Below are 16,532 nucleotides of genomic sequence, written 5' to 3'. Positions count from 1 at the left end.
AATGTCAAGAAAAATCGGTGCAAAATATCCTACTTTAAACTCTTTTGTAGTAGCGATTTTTATCTATGTTTGTATAATTATATCTTTATTTTATAAAATTTATACAGCAGAAGACCCAAAAAAATATACAAATCAGCAAGATGCTTTTATGGATGTATTTGTAGTGCAAACCGAGGTTGCAGATACTATAACCGCTCCAAAAAAAGCAGAAGAAAAAATAGAAGCTAAGTTAACAGAAGAAAAAGAGCAAGAAGAAGTAACAAAAACTACAAATAAGCAGAATCCAAAACCAGTAGAGGAGCCAAAACTAACTCCTGTATTAGATCCAAAACCCGCTCCTAGCGTAAATTTAAATGAGCTTTTTAGCGATGTAAAAGTAGAACAACCAACCCCAAAACCAAAAGAACAAGCTGTTCAAAGCAATAAAAAGAGCGATAAAAAAACAAGTTCATCATCAAAAAGTGCTACTGATATATTAAATGCTTTACAAAAAGATATCACTGCAAAAGCACCTCCAGCCGGTATGACCGGAGAATATAATAAATTTATGGGTGATATTACAGAAATTATTCAAAGAAAATGGGTATCATACAAAGCTGATACAAATAACGATGCTAAGGTTCAAATTTTCATAGATAAATTTGGAAAGTTTAGTTACAATATCATCTCCTTGTCGTACAACAAGGAATTTAACAGCAAGGTAAAAGAATTTTTAGAGAGACTTAAAGAGACTCAGTTTCCTACGCCTCCTACAAATACTACAACTTCTGTTGCTTTAACATTAAGAGATCAAATTGATACGGAGATACAATGAGAAAATTGTTTTTGCTAATTGCCTTTTGTATAGGGCTTAGTGCGGCGGATGCGACTATAGAGGTCGTTAACAAAGGATTAGTTTTACCTAGAATAGTAGTTCAAGATGCGACTACGAACTTTGCTAATAACACACTTAAAAATAGATTTTTTAAGCTAATGATAGGAGATTTAAAAGTAGGTTCATCTTTTGAAGTAATTGAAGATTATTATACTAGTAGTTATGATGGAGATTTCAGAACAAATTTAGCTAATGACAAAAATCCAGAACTTATACTAAGATACGCTCTTGGGGTAGAGGGAAATGGATTAACTCTAAAAGTTAAGTTGTTAAATGCGAAAAACGGCAGTGTGAGATTTGAAGGTACTTTTAGTCAAGCAGAACTTGCCAAATTCCCGTTTTTAGCACATAAAAGCATTGCTACGATAGCTAGAAATTTAAATTTATCTCCTATTGATTGGATGGATAAATCTATTATAATTTCACAATACACATCTCCTGGCAAAAGTAATATTATAGTTGCCGATTATACTTTAACATATCAAAAAGTAATTCTTAGCGGCGGGTTAAATATATTTCCTAAATGGGCAAACAAAGATCAAAGTGCATTTTACTATACAACGTATATAAATTTAGTTCCTACTTTGTATAAATATGATTTAGCTACTGGTAAAAAAACTAAAATTACGCAAAGCGGAGGTATGTTAGTCGCATCTGATGTTAGCAGCGATGGAACTAAAGTTTTACTAACTATGGCGCCAGACGATCAAAGCGATATCTATATTTATGATACTACAACTAAAAAAAAGAGTAGAATAACTGATTTTAAAGGTATTGATGTTAATGGAAATTTTGTAGATAATGATACAAGAGTTGTATTTGTAAGCGATAGATTAGGTTATCCAAATATATTTGCAACTAGTATCAATGGTGGTGCAGTAGAACAAATGGTATTTCACGGTAAAAATAATAACTCCGTAAGTACATATCAAAATTACGTTGTTTATTCAAGTAGAGAGAGCGTTGGCGATTACTCTGCTAAAACATTTAATCTATATCTAATCTCTACAAAAAGTGACTATATAAGACAGCTTACATCAGGAGGAGTAAATACTTATCCTAGGTTTTCAAGTGATGGAGGAAGCATTGTATTTATTAAAAATGCTGGCAACGAGAGTGCCGTAGGCATAATCCGTGTTAATGAAAATAAGAGCTTCCAATTTCCATTAAGAATAGGTAAATTGCAATCAATAGATTGGTAATTTTTTTGGAATTTTTTAAATTTAAATGACGCAAAAATTGTAAAATATGATATAATTGCGACAAAATTTTTATTCAAAGGTAGGAAATGAAAAATTTAGTTTTAGTTTCAGCTGTTGCTGCTGCTTTATTCATAGCTGGTTGTAGTTCAAAATCACCAGAAGTAGATATGAATGCAGATGCAAACAAAATGTCAAACAATAATGGTATGTCAAATACTGACACAATGAGCGATGCAGAGAGATTAAATGCTCTAATGAATCAAATTCAAAGCCAAGTTAAAAATGTTTATTTTGATTTTGATAAATTTAATATACGCCCTGATATGCAAGGTGTTGTTGGTACAAATGCTTCATTATTTAACCAAAATGGTGCAGATAGCCTAAGAATTATGGTTGAAGGAAACTGTGACGAGTGGGGTAGTGATGAGTATAACTACGCTCTAGGCGTAAAAAGAGCTAAAACTGCTAAAGATGCTTTAGTAGCTCAAGGCGTAAGTGCAGATAGAATCGAGATTACAAGCAATGGCGAGAGCAAACCTGTATGTACTGAAAGAACAAAAGCTTGCGACGCTCAAAATCGTCGTGATGAGTTCAAAATTCTTCCATAATTTATGAGAAGAGATCTTTTTATAGCAGCCTTTTTATGGGCTGCATCTTCTTTATTCGCTGAAATTTCAGTATTTGATGCAGGTAATTTAAATCAAGATAATCCGTATGGACTTACAGATAATGAAAAGATTCTACTAAAAAACAAAGAAAAAGTTGAAAAATTAAACCAAAATATCGGCTCAGTTCAGTCTGATATAAATGTAGCACAAGAGAATATCGAAGGCTTAAGAAGTATCTTAGATGGCTTAAATCAGACAAATTTAAAACTAGAAAACAGAGCCACCGATCTAGAAAACAGAGTAAATTCTATAGATCTAAATCTTACAAAAGAGATTACAGAGTTAAAAAGTATAGTAAAACAAAATAAAACTATACAAGATGAAAATTATAAAAAAATAACTAAAGCCATATCTGAGCTAAGCGCATTGATAGATTCGGTAGTTGCAAATCAAGCAGCGGAAAAAAATAGTAGTTCCACTATAAAAGATAACAAGATCGAAGATACGAAATCGGTAACTAAATTTGATGATATGAATCTCGCAGATGTCTTAAAAGACGCCGATACTTCTTATAATAATAAAGAGTATTTAAAAGCTAGTGAAGCATATGCTTTTTTAGTAAAGAAAAAGCATAAACCTGCTTATTCAAATTTTATGCTTGGCGAGATAGAATACACAAATAAAAACTATAAAGATGCTATACCGTACTACCAAAAAAGTGTTGAACTGAGTCAGAAAGGCACTTATATGCCAAAACTTTTGTATCATACCGCAATTAGTTTTGATAAAATAGGCGATACAAAAAATGCTAATAAATTTTATAATGCATTGAGACAAGCATATCCAGATAGTAAAGAAGCAAAAGCTTCACCGGTACGTAAATAATTCAACCTTAGGAGAAAATAATGTCAAAAGTAATAAAAATGTTTTATGAGCTTAAAGATGCAAAAACAGGTGAGCTTTTGGAGTCAAATATAGATGCACAAGAAATCGCATTTGTTACAGGGAAAAATCAAGTTTTAGAAGCTTTGGAAAACGGAGTTATAAATCTTAAAGTAGGCGAAAATGCTACCGTACGCATACCTGCTAGCGAAGGTTTAGGTGAATATGATGATAGCGCTCTTCAAGTACTTCCAAAAGAACAATTTGCAGGAATAGAGTTAAATGAAGGTATGGAGCTCTTTGGCGAGGGCGAAGACGGAAGCACTGTTAGAGTTACTGTAAAATCAATCAGCGATAATGATGTTACTGTGGATTTTAATCATCCATATGCCGGTAAAGACCTTGAGTTTAATGTAAAAATTACTGAAAATAGAGACGCTGATGCAGATGAAGAGCTAACTGGCGTAGTTGTTATGCCTCACGTTTGCGGTTGTGGCGGAGGAAGTCATCATCATGATCACGATGGCGAAGGATGTTGTGGTGGAGGTCATCATGATGAGCATGGCGGCGGATGCTGCGGAAAACATCATCATTAAGAGTATATATGATGAGCGATGTTGCCTTTTTATTTCCCGGTCAAGGCTCTCAAAATTTTGGTATGGGGGCTGAAATTTATGAAAATTTCAAAGCCGCAAAAGATCTTTTAGATAGCGCTAGTGATTTTTGTAAGATTGATTTCAAAGAACTTATGTTTAAAGAAAATGATCGCTTAAGTATATCTGAATTTACTCAGCCTGCTATTGTTTTAAATTCTTTTATGTGTTTTCTTGCTTTCAAAGAAAATATCGATATCAATGCTAAATTTACATTCGGTCACTCGCTGGGCGAGTTTTCTGCTATTAGCGTTAGCGGCGGTTTTGATATGCTAAATGCTATAAACCTTGTTCATCTAAGAGGTAAATTTATGAGCGAAGCTTGTCAAGGTAAAAATGCCGGAATGATGGTTATCCTCGGTTTAAATGATGATATCGTAAAAGGTATTTGCGAAAAATCATCAAAAAGCGTTTGGGCTGCAAATTATAACTGCGATGGACAAATAGTCGTAGCCGGAGTAAAAAGCGATCTTATAGAGCTTGAGCCAGTATTTAAAGAAGCCGGTGCTAAAAGAGCTATGCTTTTAGATATGAGCGTAGCTAGTCACTGTCCGCTTCTTGATAGTGCTAGTATTAAACTTTATGATGAGCTTAAATCTATTATAAAAGATGAGTTTTCTCCTGTTATATCAAATGTTACAGCTAAAGTTTATACTAGTAAAACTGAAGCTTTGGAGCTCCTAAAACTTCAGCTAGTAAAACCTGTTTTGTATAAACAAAGTATTAAAAACTATGAAAACGATGTTGATTGTTTTATAGAGTTTGGTTCTAGCGTACTAAAAGGACTAAACAAAAAAATAACATCAAAACCTACTTATAGCATTTCAAATTTAAGCTCTTTAGAAGAGAGTTTGAAGGAGTTGGCATGAAAATAGCAATTCTTGGCGCTATGCCTGAAGAGATCGCTCCGCTTTTAAATAAGCTGCAAAATTACAAAACACTAAAATATGGCAAAAACGAGTTTTATCTAGCTAAATATAAAAATCACGAGCTTGTTATTGCTTATTCAAAGATAGGTAAGGTAAACTCTACCTTGACTGCTACTTTGATGATTGAAAAATTCGGTTGTGAAATACTGTTATTTACAGGAGTTGCCGGAGCATTAAATGAAAAATTAAAGATAGGCGATATCCTTTATGCTACAAGTACTGTTCAGCATGATCTCGATATAAGCGCGTTTGGTCATCCTTACGGTTATGTTCCTGGTATAAACGTGTATGAAAAAACAGATGAAAAACTAAATAATATAGCAAAAAAAGTTGCTGCTAACAACGGCGTAAATCTTGTTAGTGGAGTTATAGCTAGCGGAGACCAATTTATATGTGATCCTATAAAAAAAGAGTGGATCAAATCTACTTTTGATGCTGATGCCGTGGAGATGGAAGGTGCTAGCGTGGGTCAAGTATGCGCTACTCTTGATATCCCATATTTTTTGATGAGAGCCATAAGCGATGAAGCAGGCGGCGGTGCTGAGATCGACTTTGATAAGTTTGTAGTAGAAGTTGCAAATACGTCTGCTAAATTCGTACTTGATATGGTTGAGTATTTATGATAGATCTGAGTAAAAAACTCATTCGTCAAGTAGGTCAAACAAACGCCAAATATAAGATGTTTGAGAAAAACGATAAAATACTTCTTGGGCTAAGCGGCGGTAAAGATAGCTTGGCTTTAGCTCATATACTAAAGCATTTTCAAAACGTTACTCCCGATAAATTTGAGTTTGAAGCCGTAACGCTTAGTTATGGTATGGGTGAGGACTATGCATATTTAACTGCTCATTGCGAGAAACATGGCATAAAACATAGCGTTATCGATAGCTCTATATTTGAAATAAGCAAAGATAAAATCAGGAAAAATTCGAGTTTCTGTAGCTTTTTTAGTCGTATGAGACGCGGATATCTTTATACTTATGCGCTTGAACACGGTTTTAATAAACTAGCGATCGCTCATCATCTTGATGATGCGGCAGAGAGTTTTTTTATGAATTTTACTTATAACGGCGCTTTAAGAACGCTTGCCCCAAAATACAGAGCAAAAAACGGACTAGTGCTGATACGACCTCTCATAAATGTTAGAGAGCGTCAGCTTAGAGATAATGCTACTAAAAACAATCTTTTTGTGATAGGCGATGAAGCGTGTCCCGCAATGAGATTTGACGTGAAAATGCCTCACGCAAGGCATGAAACAAAACAGCTTTTAGCAGGGCTTGAAAAAGAAAATCCAAAACTATTTACCAGCTTACAAGCTGCGTTTGAAAATATACATAGAGATACGTTTTTTGATTTGAACGAGCAGCTGTAATAGTCTTTAAATTTAAATATATTTAGTGCGATTTCTATTATATCGGATTAATAAATTTATTAAATTTAGGAACTATTTTAATTGCTCTAGTCTCTCTTTTTTAGTTCCTATCTCAGTGATCTGAACTCCAAAGTTTCCATCTACTATAACAACTTCACCAAGAGCGACTTGCTTATCTCCTATCAGCACCTCTAAAGGATCATTTGCTAGTTGATTTAGCTCTATAACCGATCCTATATCCATAGATAAAACATCTTTTAGCAGCATTTTTTTAGATCCTATTCTAACTCTTATAGGGAGTCTCACATCCATGATAAGACCGATATTTTTTATTTCTTCTGTTATATCTGCTTTTAGATGCGGTATCTCTTTTGTATGTTTTTCATCTGATTTATTGAAGTATTTGTTGAATGCAAAATCAATAACTAAGCCGATATGTTCATTTATATCACTCATTGTAACGGGACATAAAAATAGTTTTTCATATGAACTTAAATCTAGAATTTGATTTTCATCTAGGTAGACTACTTTTTGAATTTCAAAGCTTAGTTTTGGCATATCTTTAGCAGCCGTTAAACTAGTAGAAATTGCACTTAAAATATTAGAAAATATCTCTTTGCTAGCATCTAGTTCATCGTCGCCTATATTTAAGTTTTTAGTAGGTTCTTCTTCACCTAACATAAGATCATTTATGGCAGTTATTAGAAGTGGAGTAGCTATGAAGATTATCTTGCCGTTTATATCTCCGCTGACGTTGATATTTGCTACTACTATAGGCGTTTGAATACCGTTTTGAGTCGCAGCGTCAAACTCAGCTGTTTCACCTATTGCCGGTGAGTTTCCTGTAAGTCCTTCTATAGTGGCTTTGCATTCATTTTTAAATATATCTAAAAATCTATTCATCGTCCTCTTCTTCCTCTGTTTCTTCAGTTTCTTCTTGATATGCCATAAGCTTTGCTTTGCGCTCTTCTTCATACTGTTCTAAGATATTTTTTATTTCATCTTTATCTGTTTTTATAAGCTCTTCTATTTTTATAGATTTTCTAAATCTATGAAGTCCGATTTGAGCTAAAAATACATCTTTTTTATCTATACAAACTATAGCTTTGTCATCAGCGCTTTTATCGAGCCTTAGTATATCACCTTCTTGTAAATTTAAAAACTCGTTTACACTTATAACGGTTCTTCCAAGTATAGCTTCATAAAGAACTTCAGCGCGCCCTATCAATGTTTTTAGCTCTTTGTTTCTACTTTTTTTAGCGCTTGTTTCTCCTAGCATTATATCACGGTTTGCAAGGCGACTAAGGATTGGTTCAAGATAAATAACTGGATAACATATATTTATCATACCGCTAGAGTTTCCGATTATAATCTCCATAACAACCATAATGACAATCTCATTTTGACTTACGATTTGTACGACGTTCGGGCTAGATTCTTTGGCTTCTACGTTTGGATACATATCAGTTATCATCGACCAACTCTCTTTTAAGCGTTGCATCATTATGCGAAGTATCGCATCAAGTAGGTTTATCTCGATATCGGTCAACTCTCTATTGCTTTCAAAACCGTCCCCGTTTCCGCCTAAAAGACGATCTATCATAGGAAAAGCAATACTTGGATTTATCTCCAAAACACAATTTCCATCAAGTGGTTTTATTGAAAATACGTTGAAACTAGTCGGACTTGGCAAGCTCATCAAAAACTCTCCATAAGTCATTTGATCAACCGAGTGAAGTCTAATTTCTACTATACTTCTCATTATACTAGAAATTTGAGAAGCCAAATTTCTAGCTAACTTATCGTGAATTCCTTTGATAGCTCTTAGTTGTTCTTTGCTGACACGGTTAGGCCTTTTGAAGTCATAGATTACTACTTGTTTTTGATCTTCTGGGTGCGGAGTAGTATCTACTACTGCCGCATCGCCGTCTTCATCTACGACTTGAAGTAGGGCATCAATCTCTTCTTGACTTAAAATATCTGCCATTAAAAGCCTAGCCTTTCTCTAATTTTTGTAATGAGTCTTTTATGAATTTGACTAATTCTAGATTCGGTAATACCTAAAATATCGCTAATCTCTTTTAAACTTAGTTCCTCATAGTAGTAAAGTTGTATTATCATCTGTTCTCGTTCGCCAAATTCGTTTAAAACGTCCGTGATCTTTTGTATGAGTTCGTCTTTTTCTATTTTGCTTTCGGTATCTGATTCGCTAAGAAGCTGAGATTGTTCATCTATGGGGAATGTAGCGGATACATCACTAAGATTTCTAGCCTCTCTTATCTTTGCTTCATCTTCACCTAAAATCTTTGCTAAATAAGCATCGTCAGGTTCGCACTCAAATTTATTAAAATACTCGTTTATAGCGTTGTCTATATCTTTTACTAGTTTTCTATTTCCTCTACTAAGAAAATCAAGACCTCTTAAATAATCGATCATAGAACCATAAACTCTTTGTTTTACATATCCCCAGAAGCTATCGTTCTGCTCTTTATCGTATGTTCTTGATAGTTTTACCATAGCAGTAGCGCCTACGCTTATTAGATCATTTACTTCTATGGAGCTAGGAAGTCTAGATTTAAGTCTAAAAGCCATAGCTCTAAGAGCAGGCATATATGATAAAACGAGTTCATCTTGGCTTTTTTTTATCTCTTTTTGATAAGCGTCAAGCTGCTTTTGCTTTAACTCGTTCATGTTTTTTACCTGATTTTTTTAGTATGATGTTTTCATTTGTTTTTTGTATCGCACCTTCTAGTTTCTTTTCCCTTAAAGCTAATTCTGCTATTAGATAGTCATTTACTTCTTCATACCTGTCTTTGTTAAAATACCTTCGACCTATTCTATTTGCATCAACATAGTTCATGATAACTATATGAATAACCAAATAGAAGAAAAATGTAATTAGTAAAGTATATAAAATAAGCTCCATAGGTTCATTAGTTTTTACAACTACAAACATAAGACCTATGAAAAATCCACAAACAGTGAAAAAAGCTATAAAGTTTTCTGCTCTCACATAATTACCTTAATTAAAATTGTTCTACAAGACGTTTAAAAAATCCACCAAAGCTTCTATCTTCTTTATCGTCAAGCACTTTTCGTTCCAACTTATAAAGCAGCCTACTAGCAGCTTTTTTGAGTTGTATACTAGGACTTATATGTGGCACATCATCGCTAAAAAGCGTCCTTTGTTTTATACTTTTAGATACCAGTTTATCTGCTTCTAAATATCCTAGTAGTTCTAGATCTAGTTCACTTTTTATATTTGTTTTGGCTACTTTTTTTATATTTTCATATATTCTGATAGCTTCATTTTCATTTTTGACCATATTTAATATCATAAATATATCTTTTTTCATCTTTGATGTTACTTTTATTGTTGCGTAAGCATCAGTTATAGCAGCTGGATCAGGAACCGTCACAACTATAATCTCATCACACGCTTCTAAAAACACCTGAGTACTAGCTCCTATACCCGCTCCGGTATCTATTATCATAAAATCAATACCGTTTAGTATGCTAGCTTCTGAGATAAACTTTTCTAGCACGAACTGATCATTAAATTTAAATATATCATCACCGCTTTCACCTGGAATTAATATAAGATTATCTTTTACTTTGACTAAGATATCTGATAGTTCGCATTCGCCCTTTAGTACGTTTAAAAGATTTTTTTGAATTTTTACATTTAAGATGACGTCTAAATTCGCAAGACCTATATCTGCATCAAAAAGAGCTACTTTGTATCCGTTTTTTGCTAAAATATTTGCTAAATTTGCACTTATAGTTGATTTACCGACTCCGCCTTTGCCGCTTGTTACGGCTATAAAGTGAGTTGATTTTTTTATTTTGTTTGATATCATAAGCTCTCTTAACTTATCTGCTTGATCCATCTTCATCTCCTTTATTAAAGCCATCTAAAACACACTGAACTAAAAACTCGCTTTTTGCCTCCATTATGTCATCTGGAACGTTTTGTCCGGTTGAGAAGAAGCTAACTGGAGTATTTGTGTCATATACTAGTGAAAAAACATTTCCAAAGATTTTTGTTTCATCAAATTTAGTTATGATTAACGTATCGATATCTAAAAATGAGAAATTATTGTAAATTTCAATCAAATCTTCAATTTTTGAACCTGCCGATAAAACTAAATTCACATCTATTTTTGTTCCGCATCCTTTTAAAAAGCCGTTTAATTTTATTAGTTTATCTTTGTCGTATTGACTGCTTCCCATAGTATCTATAAGAATAAGATCACAGCTTGCTAAACTCTTTAATGCTGATTTAAAATCCTCTAGTTCTATAGCGTCAAGTATCGGTATACTCATTATCTTAGCATACTGAAATAGCTGCTCTACTGCTCCTAATCTATATGTGTCAAGAGTTATAATGCCTGTTTTATATCTTATATCTCCTGAATGAGCAAATTTATAAGCTAGTTTTGAAAGAGTCGTGGTTTTACCGACTCCTGTTGGTCCTACAAACATCATAATTCTTTGCTTTTTGCTTTCTAAACTTTCGCTTCTGCAAGGCAACATATTTCTAAGAAGCGAGTAAAAATATCTTTTTACCGCAGATGGATTGTTTTTCATAGAAGCGGGCATATTTTGTATAGTGGTTTGCATAATGGCTTTTAGATGCTCGTTTTTCATACCGCTTTGTTTTGCTAATTTATATATGGTAGAAAATTCAGGCGGTATAGTGATATCGCCTCTAGCTTCAGCTTTATCATCCCATATCATATCTGCTATCATAGATATTTTGTCATTTAGTTTATTTACCTGTTTTGCTACGTCATCTATTTTTTTATTGTACTCTTCATTTTCGGTTTGATTTTGGATCGAGATATCTGGCAAACTTGCTACTTTGCTTATCTCTTTAGCTGCTTTTGATATATTTAAAAGTACGCTTTCATCTATGCTAGGAGGGGCTAAAGGAGGTTTTTCGTAAGCCTTTGTGTACGCCGATATCTGCTGTTTTATCTCTTTTATACTCTCTTTTGTAGGAGATTTTGTCTCTTCTTCAACGCTTACTAAAATCTCATAAACAGGTTTTTTGTTCAGAGTTTTTGGCTGAATTTGCTTTGTGGTGACTAACATAGCACTCTCACCGCACTCTTCTTTCGCCTTTTTAAGAGCTTCTATAGCGCTTTCTCCAGTGAAAGTTTTAAGTACTGTGGCCATCATATTCCTTTCATTAGTCCAATTGGGATTATCACGCTAATTCTCTCTTTAGCCCCGATATGTGGAACTGTGAGTTTAGCTGATTTTCTTACTTTTTTACTAAAATATAAAATATCAAGATCAAGTGTTCGTGGTGCATTTTTAAATGGTCTTTGTCTTTTAAATTTAAACTCATAATACTGCATTATCTTAAGTATCTGCGTTGCATATAGCGACGATTTTATCATTATTACGGCATTTAGATAGTCCTGGGACTCATATCCAAAAGCTTTATTTTTTAGTATGGGCGAACACTCTTTGATACAAAAACGTCTATCTTTTTTTAAATTTAGTAAAAAAGTTTCAAAACGTTTTTTTGTATTTCCTATATTTCCGCCAAGACCTATAAAGGCTGTATATTTAAATTTAATCTCTTTATCAAGCCTGTTAAATAACGGAAAAAACTTAGATCTCATAATACACTTTGCGTCATCTAAATATATAGTTTGCATCGTTTATAAAACTTCGCATCCATCTTTTGTTACTACAACAACATCTTCGGTTCTTATGCCAAACTCGTTTTCTATATAAATTCCTGGTTCCACGCTAAATACCATTCCTTCTTCTAAGATAGTTTGACTATTTTTGCTGATTATAGGAAGTTCGTGTATATCAAGACCGACTCCATGTCCTGTTGAGTGAAAAAACTCTTTTTCATATCCAAACTTAGCTATATAATCCCTAGCGGCTCTATCTACTTCATAAGCTGCTATACCGGGTTTTACCGCTTTTATAGCCTCTGCTTGAGCCTCTTTTACTATGTTAAAAATCTCATCTTTTTTGCTATCTTTAAATTTTTGATTTTTATCAAATTTAAAACCGTTTTCAAAATTTATAGTTCTTGTTCTATCTGAACAATATCTTTTAAATTTAACTCCGGCATCTACTAATAGCAGATCTCCTTTTTGCAATCTCAGTTTTGTAGGCATGGCGTGAGCCTTTGCCGCGTTGGAATTTATAGCGGTTATAGGCTCAAAACTAAGCCCTAATTTTCCGCTGTCTTTTAAGATATTTTGTGTGTGAAAATTTATTTCTTCTTCACTCAAATTTAAGTTTTTATTTAAAAAATTTGCAAGTTCATCGAATTTGTAAGCCCCCGTTCGCGCAGCATTTCTTAAAATATCTATCTCGAAATCTTTTTTTATCATGCGTTTTATCTGCGAGAAGTTTGGCTTTGCTATGAAGTTTATATCTAAATTCGAGCTAAGAGCGCTATATTGCATAAAAGTAAAATCATTTGGGTTGAAGTATAAATTTTTTACGCCAAGTTTTCTTAAAAGTAGCCTAGCTTCTTTTATGAGAGAACTTTGTATCTCTATCACTTGAGCGTTTTTTATATTTTGTCTGGCTTCTATTGAATAACGCGCATCGGTGATGAAAAAGTTTTCACCGCAAATACTTATATATATCTCATTATCGCAGCTATAGCCGCATTCATAAAATACGGCATTTTCATCTTTTAAGATAAAATTACGCATTTTGCTGTCTAGCTCTTACTGCTTTTATTTGTTCAAAAATTTGAAGCATCCCCATCATTGCTAAATGATAACCTACTGGACCAAAGCCTATTATTTGTCCTGCGCAAACTGGTGCTATTAAGCTTTTTTGTCGGAATTCCTCTCTTTGATATACGTTGCTTATATGTACTTCTATAACAGGAAGTTTCACCGCAGAAATAGCATCTCTAATAGCTATAGATGAGTGCGTATAAGCAGCCGGATTTATAATTATACCGTCAAATTCACCAAGACATTCTTGAATTTTATCTACTATTTCGCCCTCAAAGTTGCTTTGAAAAAACTCGATTTCTACTCCGGCTTGATCGGCAACTGTTTTCATCTGTTCATGAATATTTTCCATTGACATTGAGCCGTAGATATTTGTTTCGCGTTTGCCTAACATATTGATATTTGGACCTTGTATAACCATAATTTTCATTTGAGCATCCATTTACAATCCTTAAAAAATATTTTAACTACGATTGTACAGAAATATTGCTAAATTTTTGCTATAATTGCCTTCTTTTAAGAGGTAAAAGATGAAAATCATAAAAGCAAAATATATATTAACTTGTAACGATAATTTTGATATTTTAGAAGATAGCGCTATAGCTTTTGATGAGCATATAAAACAAATATCTAGCTTTGATAATCTTATAAAAATTTATCCGGATGCTCAAATAATGGATTTTAAAGATGATATAGCAATGCCTGCGTTTATAAATCCGCACGTTCATCTTGAGTTTAGTTCAAATGTTTCAAGTCTTGATTATGGTGATTTTATAGTTTGGTTAAAAAGTGTGATAAAAACTAGAGATAATCTTAGCGAGCAAGCCAAAAATAAGATAATCAAAAATGCTATAACGACTATGCTAAAAAGCGGTATTAGTACGATGGGAGAGATTTCTAGTTTTGGAAATGAAGCCGAAATTTGCGCCGATTCTGGGGCGAGATTTATATTTTTTAATGAAATTTTGGGATCAAATAGCGAGAATTTATCCGACAATTGGGATAAATTTATAACCAAATTTAATAATAGTTTGAAATTTAAAAGTGATAAATTTATCCCCGCCGTTTCTATACATTCGCCATACTCTACTCATCCTAAACTAGCTAAAAGAGCTCTTGATCTAGCAAGACAAAATAATCTTTTAGTATCAACCCATTTTTTAGAAAGTGAACATGAAAAAAGATGGCTTGAAAATGGCAACGGAGAGTTTAAAATATGGCTTGGAAATTTTAGTAAAGACGTGAAGCCTTTTTATACTCCAAAGAGTTTTTTAAACTATTTTGATGGCATTCGTACTCTATTTATTCACTGCGTTTTTGCAGACGAGTATTTCGAGTATTTTGATAAAAATCTCCACTGCATAACTACTTGTCCTGTTTCAAACAGATTGTTGTCAAATAAGTTAAATTTAAAAAAAGTTTTTGATAGTAACATAAGTCTAAATATCGCAACCGACGGACTTAGCTCAAATATAAGTTTAAATTTCTTTGATGAGCTTAGAGCGGCGCTTTTTACTCATAGTGATTTTGATCTTTTGGAGCTGTCAAAGATACTTTTATTTAGCTCGACAAATGCGGCTGCTAAGAGTTTGGGTTTGGAGCTTGGTGTTATAAAAAGCGGTAAAATCGCTGATATATCTATTATCAAAGGTATAAGTGTGAATTCTAAAGAACAGCTTGCTTTGGAGATTTTGCTTCATACTAAATTTGTAAAAAAACTATATATAAAGGGAAATGAATGTCTGTTTTAAAATTTATATTTTCAAAAATCGGAGCTATTTTTAAATTTGTTAATGAATATTTTAAGAGTTTTGTATTTTTATTAATTGTTATTTTGATTATTGTAAATAGTGGAAAAAGCGAGATCGCAAATTTAACCGAGATAAGCTTAAAAGGTGCTATAATCGATGAAAGCGAGATACTTAGTCAAATTTATGAAGCTAAAAACGATAGTTTTATCAAAGGTGTTTTGTTAAATATAGATAGTCCAGGAGGCTCAATGGCTCCTAGCGTACAGATAAGCGACGCTATAAAAGATTTGGCGAGTATAAAACCAGTTATTGCATATGCTAGTGGTACAATGGCAAGCGGAAGCTACTATTCGTCTATTTGGGCAAATAAAATATATGCAAATCGCGGTAGTTTTATAGGTTCGATCGGAGTTATCGTACAATCACCAAATGTTGAAGAACTTGCTAAAAAATTAGGCGTAAGCACTCAAACTATAAAAGCCGGAAAATATAAAGAAGCAGGAACATTTATAAGAGGCTGGAATGAAGATGAAAAAAACGAGCTTCAATCTTTAGTAAATAGAAGTTACGAGATGTTCTATACGGATGTAGCTATGGCTAGAAATCTTGATATTGATAAAAAAGATATTTGGGCAAATGCCAGAGTATTTTTAGCTCCCGATGCTAAAAGCGTCGGGCTAATCGATGACGTAAAAAGCTATTTTGAGGTTAAAAGTGAACTAGAACTATTAAGCGGTGTTGCTAGTCCAAGCTGGAAACAACAGCCTATTATGGATAAATTTATCTCAAATTTAGCAAAAGAGAGTACAAACTTAGCTTTAAAAATGTTATTTGTCAACGAGGCTAGATAGATGACGCTTCATTCTTTATATACCGGAAAGATAAAAACGATTACCGGAGCCGGAACTTATTTTGAAACCGGTATGTTAAAAGAGCCTGTTTGCGAAGAGATATATTGTGATAAATTAGGGTTTAAGGGTGATGAGATAAAAGATACAAAGCATCACGGCGGTTTAGAAAAAGCGGTTTTTGCAAATAGTTTGCAAAACTACGTGATATGGTCTAAATACTTAGAAAAAGATATGCAAAAAGGTTTTATGGGTGAAAATCTTTGTATAGACGGTATGCACGAAAGCAATGTTTGTATAGGCGATATACATAAAATAGGAACTCTTGTTTTGCAAGTTTCTCAGCCAAGAAAGCCATGTTTTAAACTCTCAGGAGTTTGGGATAATAAAAGTTTTACGAAATATATATTTGAAACCGGTCTTACTGGGTGGTACTACCGCGTTTTAGAAACGGGAAGTTGTAAAGCCGGAGATGAGGTCATAATAGTGCAAACAGATAAAGCAAAGATGAGCGTTTTTGAATTAAATATGCTATTTTATTCTCCAAAAGATAACCTAAACTTAGTATCTAAATTTGAAAAAGTAACTACCATAACCAGCGGTTGGGATATAGCTATAAAGCAGAGATTAAAAGGAATTTATGATAGCTCATATATGAGCGGAATTTAACCAATTATCTGGTTAA

At 33.3% G+C, this 16,532-nt stretch carries 20 protein-coding genes; 11 read left to right on the top strand and 9 right to left on the bottom strand.

The window, feature by feature from the left end; translation table 11 throughout:
- Nucleotide 1 precedes the first annotated feature (1 nt).
- The 8 genes from DQN38_RS07450 to DQN38_RS07415 all read left to right on the top strand — a co-directional run bounded on the left by DQN38_RS07450 (nt 2) and on the right by DQN38_RS07415 (nt 6,520).
- Complete coding sequence (locus tag DQN38_RS07450) at nt 2-814, top strand: TonB C-terminal domain-containing protein (RefSeq protein ID WP_002850534.1); 813 nt, start codon at nt 2-4, stop codon at nt 812-814.
- Nucleotides 811-2,076 (top strand): Tol-Pal system protein TolB, encoded by a 1,266-nt coding sequence (gene tolB, locus DQN38_RS07445; RefSeq protein ID WP_002850531.1) that lies wholly within the window; start codon nt 811-813, stop codon nt 2,074-2,076. The genes DQN38_RS07450 and tolB overlap by 4 nt, the downstream gene beginning before the upstream one ends.
- An 86-nt stretch (nt 2,077-2,162) precedes the next feature.
- On the top strand, nt 2,163-2,684 hold the full coding sequence (locus DQN38_RS07440; RefSeq protein WP_002850529.1) for an OmpA family protein: 522 nt from the start codon (nt 2,163-2,165) through the stop codon (nt 2,682-2,684).
- A 3-nt stretch (nt 2,685-2,687) separates the two neighbouring features.
- A complete protein-coding gene (locus DQN38_RS07435) occupies nt 2,688-3,569 on the top strand; it encodes a tetratricopeptide repeat protein (RefSeq protein ID WP_002850527.1) in 882 nt (293 codons plus the stop codon).
- A 20-nt stretch (nt 3,570-3,589) separates the two neighbouring features.
- Complete coding sequence (locus DQN38_RS07430; RefSeq protein WP_011732234.1) at nt 3,590-4,162, top strand: FKBP-type peptidyl-prolyl cis-trans isomerase; 573 nt, start codon at nt 3,590-3,592, stop codon at nt 4,160-4,162.
- A gap of 8 nt (nt 4,163-4,170) precedes the next feature.
- Nucleotides 4,171-5,088, top strand: a complete 918-nt coding sequence (gene fabD / locus DQN38_RS07425; RefSeq protein WP_002850523.1) for an ACP S-malonyltransferase — start codon at nt 4,171-4,173, stop codon at nt 5,086-5,088.
- Nucleotides 5,085-5,771 carry a 5'-methylthioadenosine/adenosylhomocysteine nucleosidase gene (locus DQN38_RS07420; RefSeq protein WP_065843787.1) on the top strand — a complete coding sequence of 229 codons (687 nt, stop codon included), beginning with the start codon at nt 5,085-5,087 and terminating at the stop codon, nt 5,769-5,771. Before fabD ends, DQN38_RS07420 begins: the two co-directional genes overlap by 4 nt.
- A complete protein-coding gene (locus DQN38_RS07415) occupies nt 5,768-6,520 on the top strand; it encodes a tRNA lysidine(34) synthetase (protein ID WP_002850519.1) in 753 nt (250 codons plus the stop codon). The genes DQN38_RS07420 and DQN38_RS07415 overlap by 4 nt, the downstream gene beginning before the upstream one ends.
- 72 nt (nt 6,521-6,592) lie before the next feature.
- Here the strand turns inward: DQN38_RS07415 and fliY are convergent, their stop codons facing one another.
- Genes fliY through aroQ form a run of 9 tightly spaced genes read right to left on the bottom strand, consistent with a single transcriptional unit; the run spans nt 6,593 to nt 13,678 of the window.
- Complete coding sequence (fliY, locus tag DQN38_RS07410; protein WP_065843788.1) at nt 6,593-7,423, bottom strand: flagellar motor switch protein FliY; 831 nt, start codon at nt 7,421-7,423, stop codon at nt 6,593-6,595.
- Nucleotides 7,416-8,507: a flagellar motor switch protein FliM gene (gene fliM / locus DQN38_RS07405; protein ID WP_002850515.1), complete on the bottom strand. Its 1,092-nt coding sequence runs from the start codon at nt 8,505-8,507 to the stop codon at nt 7,416-7,418. Before fliM ends, fliY begins: the two co-directional genes overlap by 8 nt.
- Entirely contained in the window at nt 8,507-9,211 is a 705-nt protein-coding gene (locus DQN38_RS07400) for an RNA polymerase sigma factor FliA (protein ID WP_002850513.1), read from the bottom strand. The genes fliM and DQN38_RS07400 overlap by 1 nt, the downstream gene beginning before the upstream one ends.
- Nucleotides 9,183-9,533: a membrane protein gene (locus DQN38_RS07395; RefSeq protein ID WP_002850511.1), complete on the bottom strand. Its 351-nt coding sequence runs from the start codon at nt 9,531-9,533 to the stop codon at nt 9,183-9,185. Before DQN38_RS07395 ends, DQN38_RS07400 begins: the two co-directional genes overlap by 29 nt.
- Nucleotides 9,534-9,546: 13 nt before the next feature.
- Nucleotides 9,547-10,410 (bottom strand): P-loop NTPase, encoded by an 864-nt coding sequence (locus DQN38_RS07390; RefSeq protein ID WP_011732233.1) that lies wholly within the window; start codon nt 10,408-10,410, stop codon nt 9,547-9,549.
- Nucleotides 10,394-11,701 (bottom strand): flagellar biosynthesis GTPase FlhF, encoded by a 1,308-nt coding sequence (gene flhF, locus DQN38_RS07385; protein WP_010400968.1) that lies wholly within the window; start codon nt 11,699-11,701, stop codon nt 10,394-10,396. The genes DQN38_RS07390 and flhF overlap by 17 nt, the downstream gene beginning before the upstream one ends.
- Nucleotides 11,701-12,192, bottom strand: a complete 492-nt coding sequence (gene folK / locus DQN38_RS07380) for a 2-amino-4-hydroxy-6-hydroxymethyldihydropteridine diphosphokinase (protein ID WP_065843789.1) — start codon at nt 12,190-12,192, stop codon at nt 11,701-11,703. Before folK ends, flhF begins: the two co-directional genes overlap by 1 nt.
- Nucleotides 12,193-12,195: 3 nt before the next feature.
- Complete coding sequence (locus DQN38_RS07375) at nt 12,196-13,218, bottom strand: M24 family metallopeptidase (RefSeq protein ID WP_002850507.1); 1,023 nt, start codon at nt 13,216-13,218, stop codon at nt 12,196-12,198.
- Nucleotides 13,211-13,678 (bottom strand): type II 3-dehydroquinate dehydratase, encoded by a 468-nt coding sequence (gene aroQ, locus DQN38_RS07370; protein ID WP_161780550.1) that lies wholly within the window; start codon nt 13,676-13,678, stop codon nt 13,211-13,213. The genes DQN38_RS07375 and aroQ overlap by 8 nt, the downstream gene beginning before the upstream one ends.
- A 100-nt stretch (nt 13,679-13,778) precedes the next feature.
- Here aroQ and mqnF point away from each other — a divergent pair, with 100 nt between their 5' ends.
- The 3 genes from mqnF to DQN38_RS07355 are packed head-to-tail and all read left to right on the top strand — an operon-like array spanning nt 13,779 to nt 16,516.
- Nucleotides 13,779-14,999, top strand: coding sequence for an aminofutalosine deaminase family hydrolase (gene mqnF / locus DQN38_RS07365; protein ID WP_065843790.1), 1,221 nt, complete (start codon nt 13,779-13,781; stop codon nt 14,997-14,999).
- A complete protein-coding gene (sppA, locus tag DQN38_RS07360; RefSeq protein WP_002850501.1) occupies nt 14,987-15,850 on the top strand; it encodes a signal peptide peptidase SppA in 864 nt (287 codons plus the stop codon). Before mqnF ends, sppA begins: the two co-directional genes overlap by 13 nt.
- Nucleotides 15,851-16,516: an MOSC domain-containing protein gene (locus DQN38_RS07355; RefSeq protein ID WP_002850500.1), complete on the top strand. Its 666-nt coding sequence runs from the start codon at nt 15,851-15,853 to the stop codon at nt 16,514-16,516. It begins immediately after the preceding gene.
- The last annotated feature ends 16 nt before the right edge of the window (nt 16,517-16,532 follow it).

This window comes from Campylobacter fetus subsp. fetus (assembly GCF_900475935.1).
GTDB lineage: Bacteria > Campylobacterota > Campylobacteria > Campylobacterales > Campylobacteraceae > Campylobacter > Campylobacter fetus.
This window is presented reverse-complemented; position numbering and strand designations above follow the sequence as displayed.

Coding starts and splice junctions, on each gene's coding strand:
- DQN38_RS07450 (WP_002850534.1), top strand. CDS start 2: ATGTCAAGAAAAATCGGTGCAAAATATCCTACTTTAAACTCTTTTGTA.
- tolB (WP_002850531.1), top strand. CDS start 811: ATGAGAAAATTGTTTTTGCTAATTGCCTTTTGTATAGGGCTTAGTGCG.
- DQN38_RS07440 (WP_002850529.1), top strand. CDS start 2,163: ATGAAAAATTTAGTTTTAGTTTCAGCTGTTGCTGCTGCTTTATTCATA.
- DQN38_RS07435 (WP_002850527.1), top strand. CDS start 2,688: ATGAGAAGAGATCTTTTTATAGCAGCCTTTTTATGGGCTGCATCTTCT.
- DQN38_RS07430 (WP_011732234.1), top strand. CDS start 3,590: ATGTCAAAAGTAATAAAAATGTTTTATGAGCTTAAAGATGCAAAAACA.
- fabD (WP_002850523.1), top strand. CDS start 4,171: ATGATGAGCGATGTTGCCTTTTTATTTCCCGGTCAAGGCTCTCAAAAT.
- DQN38_RS07420 (WP_065843787.1), top strand. CDS start 5,085: ATGAAAATAGCAATTCTTGGCGCTATGCCTGAAGAGATCGCTCCGCTT.
- DQN38_RS07415 (WP_002850519.1), top strand. CDS start 5,768: ATGATAGATCTGAGTAAAAAACTCATTCGTCAAGTAGGTCAAACAAAC.
- fliY (WP_065843788.1), bottom strand. CDS start 7,423: ATGAATAGATTTTTAGATATATTTAAAAATGAATGCAAAGCCACTATA.
- fliM (WP_002850515.1), bottom strand. CDS start 8,507: ATGGCAGATATTTTAAGTCAAGAAGAGATTGATGCCCTACTTCAAGTC.
- DQN38_RS07400 (WP_002850513.1), bottom strand. CDS start 9,211: ATGAACGAGTTAAAGCAAAAGCAGCTTGACGCTTATCAAAAAGAGATA.
- DQN38_RS07390 (WP_011732233.1), bottom strand. CDS start 10,410: ATGGATCAAGCAGATAAGTTAAGAGAGCTTATGATATCAAACAAAATA.
- flhF (WP_010400968.1), bottom strand. CDS start 11,701: ATGGCCACAGTACTTAAAACTTTCACTGGAGAAAGCGCTATAGAAGCT.
- folK (WP_065843789.1), bottom strand. CDS start 12,192: ATGCAAACTATATATTTAGATGACGCAAAGTGTATTATGAGATCTAAG.
- DQN38_RS07375 (WP_002850507.1), bottom strand. CDS start 13,218: ATGCGTAATTTTATCTTAAAAGATGAAAATGCCGTATTTTATGAATGC.
- aroQ (WP_161780550.1), bottom strand. CDS start 13,678: ATGAAAATTATGGTTATACAAGGTCCAAATATCAATATGTTAGGCAAA.
- mqnF (WP_065843790.1), top strand. CDS start 13,779: ATGAAAATCATAAAAGCAAAATATATATTAACTTGTAACGATAATTTT.
- sppA (WP_002850501.1), top strand. CDS start 14,987: ATGTCTGTTTTAAAATTTATATTTTCAAAAATCGGAGCTATTTTTAAA.
- DQN38_RS07355 (WP_002850500.1), top strand. CDS start 15,851: ATGACGCTTCATTCTTTATATACCGGAAAGATAAAAACGATTACCGGA.